The organism is Bradyrhizobium liaoningense (assembly GCF_018130825.1).
GTDB classification, from domain to species: Bacteria; Pseudomonadota; Alphaproteobacteria; order Rhizobiales; family Xanthobacteraceae; genus Bradyrhizobium; species Bradyrhizobium liaoningense_B.
Window position 1 is genome coordinate 32,861 of record NZ_JAFCJS010000016.1, and the last position, 18,732, is coordinate 51,592.

At 63.9% G+C, this 18,732-nt stretch carries 17 protein-coding genes; 10 read left to right on the forward strand and 7 right to left on the reverse strand.

Annotated elements, in window-relative coordinates:
* Positions 1-11 precede the first annotated feature (11 nt).
* Entirely contained in the window at positions 12-1,316 is a 1,305-nt protein-coding gene (gene hslU, locus JQ603_RS37340; protein ID WP_212348465.1) for an ATP-dependent protease ATPase subunit HslU, read from the forward strand.
* Between the two features lie 196 nt (positions 1,317-1,512).
* The gene (locus JQ603_RS37345) at positions 1,513-2,637 is read left to right on the forward strand and encodes a hypothetical protein (RefSeq protein ID WP_212348468.1); all 1,125 of its coding nucleotides are present in this window, start codon (positions 1,513-1,515) and stop codon (positions 2,635-2,637) included.
* Here the strand turns inward: JQ603_RS37345 and JQ603_RS37350 are convergent.
* The 3 genes from JQ603_RS37350 to JQ603_RS37360 are packed head-to-tail and all read right to left on the reverse strand — an operon-like array spanning position 2,634 to position 5,453.
* On the reverse strand, positions 2,634-3,224 hold the full coding sequence (locus tag JQ603_RS37350; protein ID WP_212348471.1) for a Smr/MutS family protein: 591 nt from the start codon (positions 3,222-3,224) through the stop codon (positions 2,634-2,636). The two genes, JQ603_RS37345 and JQ603_RS37350, sit on opposite strands and share 4 nt — an antisense overlap.
* Complete coding sequence (mltA, locus tag JQ603_RS37355; RefSeq protein WP_212348474.1) at positions 3,221-4,768, reverse strand: murein transglycosylase A; 1,548 nt, start codon at positions 4,766-4,768, stop codon at positions 3,221-3,223. The genes JQ603_RS37350 and mltA overlap by 4 nt, the downstream gene beginning before the upstream one ends.
* Positions 4,746-5,453: a Tim44/TimA family putative adaptor protein gene (locus tag JQ603_RS37360; protein WP_212348477.1), complete on the reverse strand. Its 708-nt coding sequence runs from the start codon at positions 5,451-5,453 to the stop codon at positions 4,746-4,748. The genes mltA and JQ603_RS37360 overlap by 23 nt, the downstream gene beginning before the upstream one ends.
* A 415-nt stretch (positions 5,454-5,868) precedes the next feature.
* On the opposite strand from JQ603_RS37360, the gene secB reads away from it, so the two are divergent.
* Entirely contained in the window at positions 5,869-6,357 is a 489-nt protein-coding gene (gene secB, locus JQ603_RS37365) for a protein-export chaperone SecB (RefSeq protein WP_018646030.1), read from the forward strand.
* A gap of 9 nt (positions 6,358-6,366) precedes the next feature.
* On the opposite strand, the gene dnaQ is transcribed toward secB, so the two are convergent.
* Genes dnaQ through JQ603_RS37385 form a run of 4 tightly spaced genes read right to left on the reverse strand, consistent with a single transcriptional unit; the run spans position 6,367 to position 9,193 of the window.
* The gene (gene dnaQ / locus JQ603_RS37370; protein WP_212348481.1) at positions 6,367-7,086 is read right to left on the reverse strand and encodes a DNA polymerase III subunit epsilon; all 720 of its coding nucleotides are present in this window, start codon (positions 7,084-7,086) and stop codon (positions 6,367-6,369) included.
* 27 nt (positions 7,087-7,113) lie between these two features.
* Positions 7,114-7,713, reverse strand: a complete 600-nt coding sequence (gene coaE / locus JQ603_RS37375) for a dephospho-CoA kinase (RefSeq protein ID WP_212348484.1) — start codon at positions 7,711-7,713, stop codon at positions 7,114-7,116.
* 23 nt (positions 7,714-7,736) lie between these two features.
* Positions 7,737-8,345, reverse strand: a complete 609-nt coding sequence (locus JQ603_RS37380; RefSeq protein WP_212348487.1) for a Maf family nucleotide pyrophosphatase — start codon at positions 8,343-8,345, stop codon at positions 7,737-7,739.
* A gap of 8 nt (positions 8,346-8,353) precedes the next feature.
* Positions 8,354-9,193, reverse strand: a complete 840-nt coding sequence (locus JQ603_RS37385; RefSeq protein WP_018646025.1) for a pyruvate, water dikinase regulatory protein — start codon at positions 9,191-9,193, stop codon at positions 8,354-8,356.
* Between the two features lie 458 nt (positions 9,194-9,651).
* Between JQ603_RS37385 and hemJ the strand changes: the two genes are divergently transcribed.
* The 7 genes from hemJ (at position 9,652) to JQ603_RS37420 (ending at position 18,545) form a co-directional block, all read left to right on the forward strand.
* Positions 9,652-10,086, forward strand: coding sequence for a protoporphyrinogen oxidase HemJ (hemJ, locus tag JQ603_RS37390; RefSeq protein ID WP_212348490.1), 435 nt, complete (start codon positions 9,652-9,654; stop codon positions 10,084-10,086).
* Between the two features lie 246 nt (positions 10,087-10,332).
* Positions 10,333-11,598, forward strand: coding sequence for a transcription termination factor Rho (gene rho / locus JQ603_RS37395; RefSeq protein WP_011083462.1), 1,266 nt, complete (start codon positions 10,333-10,335; stop codon positions 11,596-11,598).
* Positions 11,599-11,909: 311 nt separating this feature from the next.
* Positions 11,910-13,256 carry a tRNA uridine-5-carboxymethylaminomethyl(34) synthesis GTPase MnmE gene (gene mnmE / locus JQ603_RS37400; protein WP_212348494.1) on the forward strand — a complete coding sequence of 449 codons (1,347 nt, stop codon included), beginning with the start codon at positions 11,910-11,912 and terminating at the stop codon, positions 13,254-13,256.
* Between the two features lie 654 nt (positions 13,257-13,910).
* Entirely contained in the window at positions 13,911-15,791 is a 1,881-nt protein-coding gene (gene mnmG / locus JQ603_RS37405; protein WP_212348496.1) for a tRNA uridine-5-carboxymethylaminomethyl(34) synthesis enzyme MnmG, read from the forward strand.
* 141 nt (positions 15,792-15,932) lie between these two features.
* Entirely contained in the window at positions 15,933-16,574 is a 642-nt protein-coding gene (gene rsmG, locus JQ603_RS37410; protein ID WP_212348499.1) for a 16S rRNA (guanine(527)-N(7))-methyltransferase RsmG, read from the forward strand.
* Positions 16,575-16,601: 27 nt separating this feature from the next.
* Entirely contained in the window at positions 16,602-17,468 is an 867-nt protein-coding gene (locus JQ603_RS37415) for a ParA family protein (protein ID WP_212348502.1), read from the forward strand.
* Between the two features lie 189 nt (positions 17,469-17,657).
* Complete coding sequence (locus JQ603_RS37420) at positions 17,658-18,545, forward strand: ParB/RepB/Spo0J family partition protein (RefSeq protein WP_212348505.1); 888 nt, start codon at positions 17,658-17,660, stop codon at positions 18,543-18,545.
* Positions 18,546-18,732 lie beyond the last annotated feature (187 nt).

Sequence of the window (18,732 nt, forward strand, 5' to 3'; positions counted from 1 at the left end):
GCTAAGGTGCCATGACAGACTTCTCTCCCCGCGAAATCGTTTCCGAACTCGACCGTTTCATCGTCGGCCAGGGCGACGCCAAGCGCGCCGTCTCGATCGCGCTGCGCAACCGCTGGCGGCGGCAGCAGCTCGAAGGCTCCTTGCGCGAGGAGGTGCTGCCGAAGAACATCTTGATGATCGGCCCCACCGGCGTCGGCAAGACGGAAATCGCGCGGCGGCTCGCCAAGCTTGCGAACGCGCCGTTCCTGAAGGTGGAAGCCACGAAATTCACCGAGGTCGGCTATGTCGGCCGCGACGTCGAGCAGATCGTGCGCGATCTCGTCGAGGTCGCGATCGCCCAGGTGCGCGAGAAGAAGCGCAAGGACGTGCAGGCGCGGGCGCAGCTCGCCGCCGAGGAGCGCGTGCTCGATGCGCTGGTCGGCGCCAATTCCAGCTCGGCGACGCGGGAATCCTTCCGCAAGAAGCTGCGCGCCGGCGAACTCAACGACAAGGAAATCGAGATCGAGACGCAATCGTCCGGCGGGGGCATGCCGATGTTCGAGATCCCGGGCATGCCCGGCGCGCAGATGGGCGCGATCTCGATCGGCGACATTTTTGGAAAGCTCGGCGGCCGTTCCAAGACGCGGCGGCTGACGGTCGAGGGATCGCACGAGATCCTCGTCAATGAAGAGTCCGACAAGCTGCTGGACACCGAGCAGCTGACGCTGGAGGCGATCAGCGCGGTCGAGAACAACGGCATCGTGTTCCTCGACGAGATCGACAAGATCTGCGCCCGCGACGGCCGCGTCGGCGGCGACGTCTCGCGCGAGGGCGTGCAGCGCGATCTCCTGCCGCTGATCGAGGGCACCACGGTCTCGACCAAGCATGGCGCGGTGAAGACCGACCACATTCTGTTCATTGCGTCGGGCGCCTTCCACGTCGCAAAACCGTCCGACCTGCTGCCGGAATTGCAGGGCCGCCTGCCGATCCGCGTCGAGCTGCAGGCGCTGACCCGCGACGACATGCGCCGCATCCTGACCGAGCCCGAGGCTTCGCTGATCAAGCAATATGTCGCGCTGCTGCAGACCGAGGGCGTCACGCTCGACATCACCGACAGCGCCATCGATGCGCTGGCCGACGTCGCGGTGGCCGTGAACTCCACCGTCGAGAACATCGGCGCGCGGCGGCTGCAGACCGTGATGGAGCGGGTGCTGGACGAGATCTCCTTCACCGCCCCCGACCGCAGCGGCGAGACCATCAAGGTCGACGCCGACTACGTGCAGAAGCACGTCGGCGACCTCGCCAAGAACGCCGACCTGAGCCGGTTCATTTTGTAGTTTTTTGGAGGTCGGCTATCTATCCGTCGTCCCGGCCTAGTGCGCAATTGCGCACGGGGGGCCGGGACCCATAACCACCGGCGGATACTGTTGAAAAAGATAGCGGCTCCATCCTTGGCTCAAAACAGACATTCGTGGTTATGGGTCCCGGCCTTCGCCGGGACGACGGCGGTGGTTGGCGCACGCCGGGTGCCACGTGCCCGCTAGCATCCTGCAAAACCCCTGGCGCCTGCTGCTCGCGATCAACGCCGCAATCATCGTCGGCGTGTTCGTTCACAAGATCCAGCTGCCGCCTTACGTCCCCTATATCCATCTCCTCGTCGACTACCATTTCGGCTTCATCAAGCGCGCGCTGATCGGGGCGATCGTCGCGCTGTTCACCGACAAGGTGCCGGTCTGGCTGGTGTTCGCACTGGGCGGGGCGACATGGCTGGTGACATCAGGGCTGTACGCAAAGCTGTTCCAGAGGACGTTCGGCTTCACCGCGAAGACGCTGCCGCTGTTCGTGTTCACAGCAGGCTCGCCGTTCTTCCTGAAGAATTTCATGCACACGCTCGGCCATTTCGACATCTATGGCTGCGCGCTGGCGATCGTCCTCTTGCTGATGCCGGCGCGCTCGTTGCTGTTCGTGGCTTTGGCGGCGCTGTTCTCGATCGTGCTGGTGCTGATCCACCACATTCATCTCCTGATGTATGTGCCGACGATCATCACCATCGTGGTGATCAGGCACTATCTCGCTTATGGCAGCAATCGCACCAACGTCGCATTCGGCGTGATCGCCTTCGCCGTCGTCTCCGCGCTGTTCTTCGCCGCGCAGTTCCTGGGAACGATGCCGATCCCGGAAGCGGACTTCGTCGCCTACCTGAAGACCCGGATGGCCGATCCGTCCCGCACTGACCTCTTGCAGTTCGCCTACATCTGGTATCAGCCGCTGGCGAAGGAAATCTCGGACACCTGGGGCCGCCTGCCGCACAACATCCTCGGCGTGCCCGTGTTCGCGCTGCTGATCTGGCTGCACACGCCGCTGTGGCGCTTCTTCGCGAGCCTGATCGGCGCGCTCGCCAGCGATCTGCACAAGCGGCTCGTCATCGCGGCGCTAACAGGCGTCAGCCTCGCTTTTCTCGTGATGTTCGCGATGGTGTTCGACTATTCGCGCTGGATCTCGAACTGGGCGGTCTGCATGATCCTGATCCTGCATGCGGTGAAGATGCTGCCGGCAAAGCGGGAAGCTCCGTTGATTCCGGCGGAGGACCGGAAGACAAACATCTTCGGCCTGATCATCACACTGATCCCACGCGTCGGAATCGTCCGGCCGTTTTAAATTCTCGCCCGCCTGATCCGCACATACAGCGCGCCCTCGCCGCCATGGCCGATATGGGCGGTCTCGAAGCCGACGACGAAGGCGCGGAATTCCGGCAGGCTCAGCCATTCCGGCACCTGGCGGCGGAGCACGCCGCTTTCGCCGCCGCTGCGTCCCTTGCCGGTGATGACGAGCACGAAGGTCAGGCCGTCGTGATGGGCGCGGTGCAGGAAGCCGGTCAGCGCGCGATGGGCGCGCATCTGGGTCATGCCGTGCAGGTCGAGCCGCGCCTCGATCTCGCTGCGCCCGCGCGACAATTTTGTCCGCTCGCGCTTGCCGAGCGGCGCCAAGGGCGGGACCTGCGGTTTCGCAGGCCGCGGCGCCGATGCAGTGGCAGCCGGCCTTGCCGGTGGCGAAGGCCGGGTCACCTGGGCTACGGGCGAAGGTCCGGCAGGCGGCGCGGCATGCGCCTTGGCCACGCGATGCTTCCTGAGCGGCTTGACCTGTCTTGCGACCGTATCCCACAGCGCGCGCTCATCCTCGCTCAGCGCGCGGCGGCGCGGCGAGGGGCGAGGCTCCAGCACGGGCGGACGGGACGATCGCTTCATTGCTGCCGATGGGGACGATTCTTCACGGGCCGCCGCGGCTCAGGGACAGGCTCGATCGCGGGACGCGGCACCGGTAGCGGGACAGGGCCGGCGATGGCAACCGTTTCGTTCTTGCCTTGCGCCGCGGCGGGCGCAGCAGCAGGCGCGCCCGTCCTGGCGGGATCGGTTTGCGGAAACAGTTTTGCGATGTTCTCCGAGGGACGCGGATCCGGTACCGGCAGCCGCGCGGCGCGTGCCGCGGGATCGAGGCCCTTCGGGACCAACATGACGAAATGCATAGGATGGCGCAGCCGGCCGGAGACACGGCCGGCTTCCTGCCCGGCGCCGAAATAGAGATCCGCACGCGCGGGGCCGATGATGGCCGAACCGGTGTCCTGCGCGATCATCAGGCGGTGGAACGGCGTCTTGGATCGTTCGGAATCGATCGGCAGCTCGCCCTCGATGAAGAACGGCGTGCCGTAGACGTGCAGCGATTTGTCGACCGCGATCGAGCGTCCCGCCGTCAGCGGAATGCCTTGCGCGCCCACCGCCTCGTCCTTGTCGGAGAGGTTGACCTCGCGGAAGAAAATGTAGGCGCGGTTCTGGCGGCGCAGCTCCTTGGCACCATCCGGATTCTGCGCCATCCATTCCCTGATCTTCTGCATCGACATCTCCTCCTTCGGAATGATGCCGCGCTCGATCAGGATGCGTCCCACCGCCGTGTAGGGATAACCGTTGTAGGCGTCGTAATTGAGCCGGAGCGTCGTGCCGTCCTCGAACTTGATCCGCGCCGAGCCCTGGATCTGCGCGAACAACAGATCGGTCGGATCCTTCAGCCAGGCAACCTCGAGGCCACGGCCGGCGATCTTGCCGTCCTCGATCTCGCCGCGATCGTAATAGGGCACCAGCTTGCGGCGGCCGATCTTGCGGTAGACCGGGCCCTTGTTGGGCAGGCTGACCGAGTCCTGCTTGTAGCCGCGCACGAACAGGTTCGAGGGCCGGCGATAGACCGGGACATTGTAGACGTCGGTCTGCGTGCGCGATCCCTCGAGCACCGGCTCGTAATAGCCGGTGACGAAACCGTCGGGCTCCCCTAAGCGGGAGATGCGCAGCGGCGCAAAATTCTCCTCGAAGAAAGTCTTTGCCTTGGCGTCGTCGCCGAGCTCGAGCGATTTGGCGACCCGGCAGGGCTCGCTCAGCGATGCCCCCAGCGCCTTGTATTCATTCTTGGGCTCGGGCGCGCCGTTCTGTGCGTTGATCGTCTTGCAGCTGGCGCGAAATGTCTTGTAGGCGGCGAGATGATCGTCGTCGCCCCAGCCCTTCACGTCGGCCCAGGCCAGCGGCAGATATTGCGCGCCTGATATCTCGAACGGCAGGGGTAGCTGCGGATAGGGCAAGGCCCGCGGCGGGCTGGCTGCCAATTGCGGCGGATGGTGATGGTGGCTGCGGTAGTGGCGCCGCGCCGCCTCGGCGCCGAGCGAAAACGTCGACAGCACGACGACACCCGCGCAGAACGCCGTCGCGCTGTTCTTGAGAAGGAGCTTAATTCGCGCTTCCGGTGCCAACCAGCTTCCAGTTCGGATCGCGAGAGGTGGTGTCGCGGGCGAAAGTCCAGATATCGGTGATGTCGGCAACCGTGTCGGCACTGCCGTCGACGATGTTGCCGGCCTTGTCGCGGGTGGCCGAGATCATCTGCGAGACGAAGCGGATCGTGAGCTGGGCGGTCCGGTCGCGCAACTCGGCACCGACCAGCTCCGCCTTGTCGATCGAGACGAAGCGCGTCTCGGTCTTCTGCTCGTTCTTCTCGCGCTCCTTGATCGCGGCGTCGAAGCTCTCATAGACCTCCGACGACAAGAGGTCGCGCAGCGCGCGGCGATCGCCATTGGCAAAGGCCAGCACGATCATCTCATAGGCGCCGCGGGCGCCCGAGATGAAGTGGCGCGGATCGAAGGTGGAATCCTTGTCGACGATGGCATCGAGACCCTGGGCGAGTGCGGTGCCCGGTTCAGCCAGACCCTTCCAGCGATCGCTGGGCACGGTCGGCTCGACCGTCGGCGCCAACGGGGCCTGGTCGATCACCTTGCCCGGCATGGTCACGACGTTCTTGTCCTGGGCACCTCCCAGCGCATTGCGGGCGGCAGTGTGATCGAACGGCGGCCGCTCGTTGCCCGTGCGCTGCCCCAGCACGCTGCGCAGCCTCAGAAAGATGAAGACCGCCAACGCCAGGAAGATGATGGTGTAGATATCCACGTCGTATTCGCTTTCTGGTCTTTGCTTCTGGGTCTTCGCTTTGGCGTCGTTGCCGGGAAAATCGATCCGGCCAGTAGACCGTTCCATACGAGAACGGCAAGTCTACATCACCATTTTGGGTCCCGCGCGTCTGGTCCCTGGGATGTAGGCACGAAATCTTGCCCGGCCAATGGCGCCTTTTGGCACAGCGGTGAGTGTAGCGCGTTTTATGCTTAAGGGGAAACCCGATCCTGGGCGGAAATCGCGTATCTTCAATCGTTTAAGGCGCGATTTCGCCTAAAGTCCGCTCGGAACGTCACAGTTGCGGGCACGGCCTGAATCCCCCGTCCGGGACCGTTCGTCCTTGTGGAACGAGGCAGCCCTATGTTAGCCAACCGCCGCGAAATTCAGCCCAATCGGGTAAGGAGACACTTCTATGACCAACGGTAACGGTACCCCTCCCGAGGCGGCCCAGGCTCCCCAGCTCAACGTGCTGGCGCAATATACCAAGGACCTGTCGTTCGAAAATCCGAACGCGCCGAGCTCGCTCCAGCAGCAGGGCCAACCGCCCCAGATCAACATCCAGATCAATGTCGGCGCCAATAACCTCAGCGAGCAGGAGTTCGAGGTGACGCTGACGGTCGAAGGCAAGGCCGAGACCGCGGGCAAGGTGATGTTCTCGTTCGAGCTCGCCTATGCCGGCGTGTTCCGGATCGTCAACGTGCCGAAGGAGAACCTGCACCCGCTGGTCATGATCGAATGCCCGCGGCTCCTGTTCCCGTTCGCCCGTGAGATCATCGCCACCGCGGTGCGCGACGGCGGGTTCCCGCCGCTGATGCTGGACCCGGTCGATTTCGTCGGTCTCTATCGCCAGAACATGGAACGGCAGATGGCCGCCCAGGGTGGCCAGACCGGCCAGGCCTAACTTGCGATCCTAACCAGCCGGATCGGCGATCGCTGGAGCGGGCAAAAACTCGTTCCAGATCGCCTTTTCGCCCATCGTTGCGATGAAGGCCCGATGGGCCTCCCGCTCGGCATCTGAAACCCGCGGCGCGAGCGGCACCAAACGCTGCCGCCGCGGCGCGTCGCCGGCCGTACTGACGCGAATTTCTTCGGCGTCCGAAGCCAGCAGCAGCTGCGACTGCCGCGCTCCCACCAGATCGACATAGACTTCAGCAAGCAGTTCGGCGTCGAGCAGCGCGCCGTGCTTGGTGCGGTGTGAATTGTCGATCGAATAGCGCGAGCAGAGATCGTCGAGCCGGTTCGACACGCCGGGATGCTTGCGGCGCGCCAGCAGCAGCGTATCGACCAGCCGCTCGCGCGGGATCGCCGCGCGCTTGATCCGGTCCAGCTCGGCATTGATGAAGCTGATGTCGAACGAGGCGTTGTGGATCACCAGCGGCGCATCGCCGATGAACTCCAGAAACGCATCGACGACCTCGTTGAACAGCGGCTTGGTCGAGAGGAATTCGGCCGACAGCCCGTGCACCGCGAAGGCCTCCGCCGGCATGTCCCGTTCGGGGTTGATATAGACGTGATACGTCTGTCCCGTCGGCATGCGGTTGAATATCTCGACGCAGCCGATTTCGACCAGTCGATCGCCGCGGAGCGGATCGAGGCCGGTGGTTTCGGTGTCGAGGACGATTTCGCGCATGATCGGGAGGCCGTGTGAGACGGCGAATCAGGCTCGCCGCTGCGGCATCTTAACGACCTCGGTCAGGATGTGCTTGATTTGGGCGCGCACCGGCTCAAGTCCGTGTGAGGTATCCACCACGAAATCGGCCCGCTTGCGCTTCTCGGCATCGGGCGTCTGCTTGGCGATGATGGCATCGAGCTTGGCCTCGTCCATCGTGCCGCGCGCCAGCACCCGCTCACGCTGGAGTTCCGGCGATGTCGACACCACGACCACCGCGTCGACCCGCTTCTCGCCGCCGGTTTCAAACAAGAGCGGGATGTCGAGAACCACGACCGGCGCCTTGGCGGCCTCGGCGTCGGCGAAGAACTTCTTCCGGGAGGCGCCGAGCATCGGATGGACGATCTGCTCGAGCTGCTTGATCGCGGCGGGATCGTGCACTACGCGCGCCGATAGTTTTGTTCGATCGACCTTGCCGTTCACGGTGGTGCCGGGGAAGGCGGCCTCGATCGCCGGCGCGGCCTCGCCCTCATAGAGCTGATGCACGGCGGCATCGGCGTCGTAGACGGGCACACCGGCTTCCGCGAACAATTTCGCGGTGGTGGATTTGCCCATTCCGATCGAGCCGGTCAGTCCCAGGATCCGCATCAGCGCCCTGCCATCTCTGTCATTCACACCGCAATTAGCTGTTCGCTCCGCAGGAACGCAAGCAGCGGCAGCAGCGGCAGGCCGAGAATGGTGAAATGGTCGCCCTCGATGCGCTCGAACAGATGGATGCCGAGGCCCTCGAGCTGATAGGAGCCGACGCTTCTGGTCACGGCATCGCCGGCGGCGTCGAGATAGGCCGAGAGTTCGGCCTCGCCCATCTGCCGCATGGTCATGCGCGCCACCGAAACATCCTCGAAAACGATCTTGCCGTCCCGCGCCACGGCCACGGCGGAATTCAGCTCGTGGCTGTTGCCGGCGAGATCGCGCAGTTGCGCCAGCGCCTGCGGGCGGCCGGCCGGCTTGTTGAAGAGACGGCTCCCAAGGGCCAGTGTCTGATCGGCGCCGATCACATAGCTTCCGGCACGATCGGCAGAGACCGCCTTGGCCTTTTCGCGGGCCAGGAGCAGCGCGATCTCGCGCGGATCTCCGAGATTGGAGCTCGCCTGGATGCCGCGCTCGTCGATGTCAGCCGTGACGGCTTCGAATGCGAGCCCGGCATTGGCCAGCAGCATTTTCCGCGCGCTGCTTTGCGAGGCCAGGATCAACGGAGTTTTGCCGAGCCACAGAGCCATCGCGGAAACTATTCCGACGGCCGGTTGCGCTGGCGGTCGCTGTAGAGCTTCATGATCGCCGCGGCGGTTTCCTCGATCGAGCGCCGCGTGACGTCGAGCAGCGGCCAATCGTGCTTGGCGCTCAGCTTGCGCGCGAACGCGACCTCCTCGGTGACCGACTGTCTGTCGGTATAGGTGTCGCTGCCGGATTCGGCGCCCATGGAGAGCAGGCGGTTCTGGCGGATCTGGATCAGGCGTTCCGGCGTCGCGTGCAAGCTCACCACCAGCGGGCGCGTCAGCGTCTCCAGCTGCGCCGGCACGGGAATGCCGGGCACGAGCGGCACGTTGGCGGTGCGGATGCCGCGATTGGCGAGATAGATCGATGTCGGCGTCTTCGAGGTGCGGGACACACCGACCAGGACCACGTCGGCGTCGTCGAGACCTTCGACATGCTGACCATCGTCATGGATCATCGTGTAGTTCAACGCGTCGATGCGCTTGAAATATTCCGCGTTGAGCACGTGCTGGGCGCCGACGCGGCCCGTGGTCGCAGCTCCCAGATAGGCTTCGAACAGCTGCATCACCGGCCCGATGATCGAGAGGCTCGGAACATTGATCTGCTTGCACTTGTCCTCGAGCCTGGCGACCAGATCCTTCTCGAGCAGCGTGAACAGCACGATCCCCGGCGCTTCCTCGATCTCGTCGAGCACCCGGTCGAGCTGCTTCTGGCTCCGCACCAGCGGATAGACATGCTCGACCGGCGTCACGTTGGCATACTGCGCGGCGACGGCGCGCGCGACCGTGATCAGCGTCTCGCCGGTGGAGTCGGAGACCAGGTGCAGATGGAAATAATTGTTCGAGGTCGGCACAAAAACTCTTGGGATGAGGGCGGGGTGGTTTGTGGATTTCTGTGGAGCTTAACCGCTCGGAAAGGGATGTGCGACACCAGGGACGGGACAAGTGCCAATTTTCTTCACACCGGTGCCCGTCAGAACAAGTCCGGCGGCTCTTCAAGCGGGAAGCGGGATTGCGCGGATAACCCCCTTGATAAGCTGCCGACGAGCGGACGCAAGCCTTTGAGTCCGGACGGCTTATCGGAACAAGCCGAACTGGCGCAGGATATGTTGAGGAATGTGAACAAGCGCGCGTGAACGCGCGGACGAAATTGCGTGAGTCCAATCCACGGTCACTAAGACTCAAACCTTTAAGAATCTAAGATTCTAGATTTGAGGAAGGCGCTACGGACGGATATGTGTGCAGGGTAAGACCTTAACGGGTTCTTACTATCCCCAGCTCCTTTCGCTGGGCATCAATCCGGGCCGCGAAAATGTTCGAAGACGTCTATCTCTGGATCAAGGCGCTGCATGTGATCGCCGTCATCTCCTGGATGGCGGGCATGCTCTATCTGCCGCGACTGTTCGTCTATCACTGCGACGCCGAGATCGGCTCGAAGCAGTCGGAGACGTTCAAGGTCATGGAACGCCGGCTGCTCAAGGCGATCATCAACCCGGCCATGATCGTCACCTGGCTCGCTGGGCTCTTTCTCGCCTGGTCCGGCCACTGGTTCACATTTGGCTGGCTGCACGTAAAACTGGCATTGGTCCTGGTGTTGTCGGCGGTCCACGGCTTTTTTTCCCGCTGGCTCAAGGATTTCGCCGCCGATAGGCGTCCGCGAAGCCAGAAATTCTATCGGATTATCAATGAGGTGCCGACCGTTTTGATGATTCTCATCGTCATCATGGTGATCGTGAAGCCGTTCTAGGCAAGCCCCGCGCGGTTTAGCTCAGCGCTTCGGCTTGCGGAGAAGGGAGCGATTTTCTATATTATCGATATCCCACCCAACGCAGGCGGATGTGGTTGTGTCTGAGCTTTCCAGAGGCCGGACACCGCATCAGGTTTGAAGCCTCACCGGCACTCTCCTTGCCAGACCTGCGGACCTTATCTTCTCACGTCCGCATTTCAGAGCCTCCTCGCACCCCTTCCAAGGTTACCCCACAGGACCACCCCAATGCGGGAAATTAAACTCCAGGACCTCAAGTCGAAAACCCCGGCCGAGCTCGTCTCGTTCGCGGAAGAGAATGGGGTCGAGAACGCCAGCACCATGCGTAAGCAGGAGCTGCTGTTCGCCATCCTCAAGCAGCTCTCGCTGGCCGAGACCGACATCGTCGGCGAAGGCGTCGTCGAGGTGCTCTCCGACGGTTTCGGCTTCCTCCGCTCGCCCGATGCCAATTATCTGCCGGGCCCGGACGATATCTACGTTTCGCCCTCGCAGATTCGCCGTTTCGGCCTGCGCACCGGCGACACCATCGAAGGCCACATCCGCAGCCCGAAAGAGGGCGAGCGCTACTTCGCGCTGCTGAAGGTCAACACGCTCAATTTCGAGGACCCGGAAAAGGCCAAGCACAAGGTCAATTTCGACAACCTCACGCCGCTGTTTCCGAACCAGCGTTTCCGTATGGAGATCGACGATCCGACGCGGAAAGACCTGTCTGCACGCGTGATCGACATCGTAGCCCCAATCGGCAAGGGCCAGCGCGCGCTGATCGTCGCGCCGCCGCGCACCGGTAAAACCGTGCTGATGCAGAACATCGCGCACTCGATCACGCACAATCATCCCGAATGCTATCTGATCGTGCTGCTGATCGACGAGCGTCCGGAAGAAGTCACGGACATGCAGCGCTCGGTGAAGGGCGAGGTCGTGTCGTCGACCTTCGACGAGCCGGCGGTGCGCCACGTCCAGGTCGCCGAAATGGTGATCGAGAAAGCCAAGCGCCTGGTCGAGCATGGCCGCGACGTCGTGATCCTGCTCGATTCGATCACGCGCCTCGGCCGCGCCTACAACACCGTGGTGCCGTCATCCGGCAAGGTGCTGACCGGCGGTGTCGACGCCAACGCGCTGCAGCGCCCGAAGCGCTTCTTCGGTGCCGCCCGCAACATCGAGGAGGGCGGCTCGCTGACCATCATCGCGACCGCGCTGGTCGATACCGGCAGCCGTATGGACGAAGTCATCTTCGAAGAGTTCAAGGGCACCGGTAACTCGGAACTGATCCTGGACCGCAAGGTCTCGGACAAGCGCACCTTCCCGGCGATCGACATCTCGCGCTCCGGTACCCGCAAGGAGGAGCTCATCACCGATCCGCAAGTGCTCAAGAAGATGTACGTGCTCCGCCGTATCCTCAATCCGATGGGCACGATGGACGCGATCGACTTCCTGCTCGACAAGCTGCGGTCGACCAAGAGCAATTCGGAGTTCTTCGACTCCATGAACACCTGAGTGCAGTGCAGCAAAGATCAGAGGGCGCCTTCGGGCGCCCTTTTTGTTGCGGCTTTGCTGCAGCGAAGTGCAGCATGAATGGCAGCCAGCCACCGAAGTTCGGGGCGTCTTTTAATCTGTTGATATATCAAAATAATACTTGAATTGCCGCCGGCCTTTCCGCCGTGCAAGGGCGTATTCTTGCAGCAAAAATGCTGCGGGATTATTGCGATGCAGCATAAATTGTTGCGAGATCTGGTGCGGCAAAATCCCGGCGCTGGCCGGCTAAAAACGGATGTTTGCCTTTTCACTGGCAGCCGGACAAATAGGCCATGCATCCGCGAGACCAGACCATTTTTGCGCTGTCATCCGGCCGGGCGCCCAGCGCGATCGCCGTGGTGCGCGTGTCGGGCTCGCAGGCCGGCCTGGTGCTGACGACGCTCGCGGGCCAATCGCCGGCGCCGCGGCAGGCGAGCCGCCGGTTGCTCAGGGACGGCGCGGGCCAGCCGATCGACGACGCTGTCGTGCTCTGGTTTCCAGGGCCGGGCAGCGCGACCGGCGAGGACATCGCCGAATTCCACGTCCATGGCGGCCGCGCGGTGCTGGCGGCGCTCCTCGCCGCGATTTCTGTTATTCCGAATACGCGCGCGGCCGAGCCCGGCGAGTTCACCCGGCGCGCCTTCGAGAACGGCAAGCTCGACCTGACCGAGGCCGAGGGCCTCGACGACCTCATTCACGCCGACACCGACCGGCAACGTCGCCAGGCGCTGCGTCAGCTGCAGGGCCTGCTTGGTGACCGCGCGCGCGACTGGCGTGAGCGCATCATCGAGGCGTCCGCGCTGATCGAGGCCGGCATCGATTTTTCCGATGAAGGCGACGTGCCGGCGGAGCTGAGGGCGCCGGCGGTGAAAGCGATCGAAGCGCTGCACGACGAAATTGCAAATGTGCTTGCGGCACAGGGACATTCTGAACGTCTGCGCGACGGCCTCGTGGTTGCGATCGCGGGCGAGCCGAATGTCGGCAAGTCGACGCTGATGAATCAGCTCGCGCGCCGCGACGTCGCGATCGTGTCGCCGCATGCCGGCACCACGCGTGACGTGATCGAGGTGCAGCTCGATCTCGACGGCTATCCCGTCACGGTCATCGACACCGCCGGCATTCGCGAGACCGACGATCCGGTCGAGCAGGAAGGTGTGCGCCGCGCACGGGCGCGGGCCGAGGACGCGGACCTGGTCTTGTGGCTGGTCGAGGGTGAGGGGCCGGTCGGTCCCGAGGCAATGCGGTCGTTGCGGACATCCGAAGACGATCGATCCAGCTCGGTCTGGATCGTGCGCAACAAGATCGACCTTGGCGGGGTCGGGGGATCCGAGCCGGGAGAGTTCGGGATCTCGGCAAGCCGGGGCGATGGCATTCCTGAGCTGGTCGCTGCGCTCGTCAAATTCGCGGCCAGCTTCTTCGGGACGACCGAGGGCGCCTTGGTGACCCGGGCCCGCCAGCGCGATCTGTTGCGCCAGGCGTCAGGCAGCTTGCGCCGGAGTCTGGAGCTTGTAGAAGAGGGCGAAGAGCTCGCGGCCGAAGAGCTGCGTGCCGCCGCGTATGCTCTGGGGCGCCTGCTGGGCCGGGTGGATGTCGAGGACGTCCTCGGGGCCATTTTCCAGAAATTCTGCATTGGAAAGTAGCGCTAGTTCTTCATTGTAGAACTAGCACTTGTTCCATTTCTTGTGTTTCACATGAAACGCTGGCTCGCTGTTCCAGCCTTGTAGCCCGGATGGAGCGCAGCGCAATCCGGGACAGCTCGCCCGGCCAGACGCCCAGCCCCGGATTTCGCTGCGCTCCATCCGGGCTACAGCCTTTACTAATAGACGGGGATCGGTTCCCTCCTGTTTCACGTGAAACAGCGGTGCGCCGTTCGGCCTTTCAGGTTTCGTCTGCGGGATCTGATATTCCCGCCACCAGCAACGAGGAATTGGGCCGGCGGCCTGCGCCCCAACCTCGTCATTGCGAGGAGCCCTGCAACGAAGCAATCCAGACTGCTTCCGCGGAGGGATTCTGGATTGCTTCGCTGCGCTCGCAATGACGGAGTAGGCTGGTCGGTGTCGTCCTCTCCCGACCCGTGCCCAACGCGGTGAGAGGTCGACTATGCAATCCCCTTTCTGGGCTCGGACCTGATCGTGTTTCACGTGAAACAGTAGTCCGCTCAACGCCGCGTCTACTGTGCATGGGGTTGTTTTCGTCAAAAAGCCTTCCGCGCCGAGACACCCTGTTTCACGTGAAACACTGCCCCACCCAGTTTCTACTTCCGGCTTTTTCCGCTCTGGGATAGAAGTCCGCCCATGCGAACAGAGCGAAAGAGTTTCGACGTCATCGTGATTGGCGGCGGCCACGCCGGCTGTGAGGCCGCGGCTGCTTCTGCCCGGATCGGCGCGGCGACCGCTCTGGTGACGCATCGTTTCTCCACGGTCGGCGCGATGTCCTGCAATCCCGCCATCGGCGGTCTCGGGAAGGGCCATCTGGTCCGCGAGGTCGATGCTCTCGACGGTCTGATGGGCCGTGTGGGCGATGCCGGCGGTATCCAGTTTCGCGTTCTCAATCGTCGGAAGGGCCCGGCCGTGCGTGGTCCGCGGGCCCAGGCCGATCGGAAGCTCTATGCCGCCGCGATGCAGACCGCGATCCGGGAGACCGAGGGCCTTTCCGTCATCGAGGGCGAGGCTGACGAGCTGATCGTGGTCGAGGGACGGGTCACCGGACTGCGTCTGGCTGATGGCCGGGAGCTTCGGGCAGGGGCCGTTGTCGTTACCACGGGGACCTTCCTGCGCGGTCTGATCCATCTCGGCGAGAAGAACTGGCCCGCCGGCCGGGTCGGCGAGGCGCCTGCGATGGGTCTTTCCAGCTCCTTCGAGCGGGCCGGATTCACCCTTGGACGGCTCAAGACCGGGACGCCGCCGCGTCTGGACGGCACCACGATCGACTGGTCGGCGGTCGAAATGCAGCCCGGAGACGAGCCGCCGGAGCCCTTCTCGGTGATGACCGAGCGGATCACGACCCCGCAGATCCAGTGCGGCATCACCCGGACCACGGCCGCGACCCATGAGGTGATCCGGGCCAATGTCCATCGCTCCCCGATGTACTCCGGCCAGATCAAGAGCTCCGGTCCCCGCTATTGCCCCTCGATTGAGGACAAGATCGTCCGCTTCGGCGACCGCGACGGCCACCAGATCTTCCTGGAGCCGGAGGGGCTTGACGATACGACCGTCTATCCCAACGGCATCTCGACCTCGCTGCCGGAAGAGGTTCAGCTCGCGATCCTCGCCAGCATTCCCGGCCTTGAGCGGGTGAAGATGGTCCGCCCCGGCTATGCCATCGAATACGATCACATCGATCCCCGCGAGCTCGATCCGACCCTGCAGACCAAGCGTCTGCGTGGTCTGTTCCTGGCCGGGCAGATCAACGGCACCACCGGATACGAAGAGGCTGCCGGGCAGGGCATCGTGGCTGGCCTGAACGCTGCGCTCTCTGCCAGCGTCTCTGCGTTGACTGTCTTCGACCGCGCAGACGGCTATCTCGGCGTGATGATCGATGACCTCGTCACCCGCGGGATCAGCGAACCCTATCGGATGTTCACCTCGCGCGCCGAGTATCGGCTGACCCTGCGGGCCGACAATGCCGACCAGCGCCTGACCGAGAAGGGAATCGCGCTCGGCTGCGTCGGCAGTGCCCGGACCCGGCATCATCGCGCCAAGATGGACGTCCTGAACGCCGCCCGGACCCTGTCGAGGTCGCTGACCATCACCCCGAACGAGGCGATCAAGCACGGGTTGTCCCTGAACCGGGATGGCCAGCGCCGCTCGGCCTTCGAGCTGATGGCCTATCCGGAGATCGGCTGGAGCCAGGTCCGCGCGATCTGGCCGGAGCTGTCCAGCATCGATCCCGTCATCGCCACCCATCTCGAGATTGACGCCAAATACGATGTCTATCTGGAGCGCCAGAGCGCCGACGTCGAAGCCTTCCGGCGCGACGAGGGGATGGTGCTGTCGGAGGTGGACTACCAGCTGGTGCCCGGTCTCTCCAACGAGGTCCGCGCCAAGCTGGAGAAGGCCCGGCCGTTCACCGTCGGCCAGGCCGGCCGGATCGATGGCATGACGCCGGCGGCGCTCGGCATTCTCGCGGCCTATCTCCGCCGCGAGGCACGGAAGACTTCCAAAGCAATCGCATAGGCGTTTCACGTGAAACAGCGCGGACCGGGCGTGGACAGGCCGCTATCGCGACGACCCGGAGCGGGTGAGGGCGCGGGTCGTCGATCAGAACCGACACCGGCCAAACCCAGGATCGACAAGGCCAGCGCCAACGATCAGTCGTTGGATGCCATCATCGCGGCCGACAAGGCTGCGGCACTCAAGCTCGCGCCCGTTTCACGTGAAACTGAGGAGCGGCTCGACCGCTACATCGCGCTGCTCCGGGAGTGGCAGGCCAAGACCAATCTCGTCGCGCCCTCGACCCTGCCAAACCTCTGGACCCGGCACATCGCCGATTCGCTCCAGCTCGTCGATCTGGCGCCGGCCGCAAAGCGCTGGGCCGATTTCGGCAGCGGCGGCGGCTTTCCCGGCGTCGTCCTCGCCTGCGCCATGGCTGGGACACCCGGAGCGAGCGTCCATCTCGTCGAGCGAATCGCCAAGAAGGCGGCATTCCTGCGCGAAGCGATTCGCGTCACCGCATCTCCGGGAGTCGTACATCTCGCTGAGATCGGGGATAATGTGGATAGAATCACCGGCCCCGTCGATTGCGTCACCGCGCGTGCACTGGCTCCGCTACATCAACTCATCGGCTTTGCGGAGCCGCTGATGCGCCAGGGCGCAAAGGCGTTGTTTCTCAAGGGTCAAGATGTAGAGGCTGAATTGACCGAAGCCGCTAAATATTGGAATATTCAGCCGCAGCTCCACCCAAGCCGGACCGGCGACGGTTGGATCGTGGAGCTGAGTGCCGCCGAACGGCGTGGGTGAGGCGTTCAGGGGGAGTGGGGAATTTCGATGAGCGTGATTGACGAGCCGCAGCAAGAACAGACCGACCAGGAGAAGGCCGAGGTCCCGCACGGTCATCCGCGCATCCTGGCGCTGGCGAATCAGAAGGGCGGTGTGGGAAAAACAACCACAGCGATCAACCTCGGCACGGCGCTCGCTGCGATTGGCGAGCGCGTCCTGATCGTCGATCTCGATCCGCAGGGCAACGCCTCGACCGGCCTCGGCATCGACCGCCGCAGCCGCTCCTGCTCGACCTATGATGTGCTGATCGGTGAAGCGCCTCTGCGCGAAGCCGTGGTCTCGACCGCGGTGCCGCGGCTGCACATCGCGCCCTCGACCATGGATCTCTCCGGCCTCGAGCTCGAGCTCGGCACCACGCCCGGCCGCGCCTTCAAGCTGCGCGACGCGATCGGCGCGCTCAACAACAACGTCTCGCCGGATGCCGACTACACCTATGTGCTGATCGACTGCCCGCCCTCGCTCAACCTGCTCACGGTGAATGCGATGGCGGCCTCCGATGCGATCCTGGTGCCGCTGCAATGCGAGTTCTTCGCGCTCGAAGGTCTGTCGCAATTGCTGCAGACGGTGGAGCAGGTGCGCTCGACGCTGAATCCGAACCTGTCGATCCACGGCATCGTGCTGACCATGTTCGACTCGCGCAACAACCTCTCGAACCAGGTCGTCGCCGACGTCCGTCAGTTCATGGGCGAGAAGGTCTACAAGACCATGATCCCGCGCAACGTGCGCATCTCGGAAGCGCCGTCCTACGGCAAGCCGGTGCTGGTCTACGATCTCAAATGCGTCGGCAGCGAAGCTTACTTGCGCCTCGCCACCGAAGTGATCCAGCGCGAGCGCGAGCTGCGCACGACGCATTGACGCTGCCGTAGGGCCGTAGGGTGGGTTAGCCGAAGGCGTAACCCACCACTGTCGATCTCCGCGGAAACAGAGAAGGTGGGTTACGCCGAGCAGATGCGCTTCGCGCATCTGCGGGGCTAACCCACCCTACGATGTACGATTTGAAATTCAGTTCTGGAGTGCTGCACCGTGAATCCAAGGGAGCTGGCGATGGCCGACGAAGCGCGTTCGCGACTGGGCCGGGGTCTTGCAAGTCTGATCGGTGACGTCGGCGGCGAGGCTCAGCATGTCGATCGTCCGCGCGCACAGCGCAAGGTGCCGATCGAATTCATCAAGGCCAATCCGCGCAATCCGCGCCGCACCTTTTCGGACACGGAGCTGAAGGAGCTCAGCGACTCCATCAAGCAGCACGGCGTGATCCAGCCGATCGTGGTGCGCCCCGTGAAGGGCGCGCAGGATCGCTACGAGATCATCGCCGGCGAACGGCGCTGGCGCGCCTCGCAGATGGCGGGCCTGCACGAAGTGCCGATCGTGCCGGTCGACATCAGCGACAGCGACGCGCTGGAGTTCGCGATCGTCGAGAACGTGCAGCGCGAGGATCTCAACCCGATGGAAGAGGCGCAGGGCTATCACGCGCTCGCCAACGAGTTCAAACGCAGCCAGGACGACATCGCAAGGGTCGTCGGCAAGAGCCGCAGCCACGTCGCCAACATGATGCGGCTGACCAAGCTGCCGGCCGAGGTGCAGGCCTTCATCGCGACCGGTGAATTGACCGCGGGCCACGCCCGCGCACTGATCGGCGTGCCCGACCCGCTCGCCGCGGCCAAGCGCATCGTCGAGGAAGGCCTCAACGTCCGTCAGGCCGAGGCGCTCGCGCATGAAGAGGGCGTGCCGGAGCGCAAGCCGCAGAAGGCGCGCAGCACCGGCGGTAAAGAAAAGGACCCCGACACGATCGACCTGGAGAAGCGCGTCAGTGATGCGCTCGGCCTCAAGGTCACCGTCAATCACCGCGATCCCGGCGGCTCCGTGCAGATCAACTACCGCAACCTCGATCAGCTCGACGAGGTGATGAAGCGGCTGGCCAAGGGTGGGCTGTAACTCTCTCGGTGTCGTCCTGGCGAAAGCCAGGACCCATACCGCGTGATCTTTCGACCGCGGAAGATCACAGTACCGAACCACCAATCTTCGCCAAACCCCTCCCAGGGGTAATGGGTCCCCTGAGTTCACAAACGAAGTGCAACACTTCCTGGAGGAGGTGTTGCCATGGGGCGGAGTTACGAGCAGC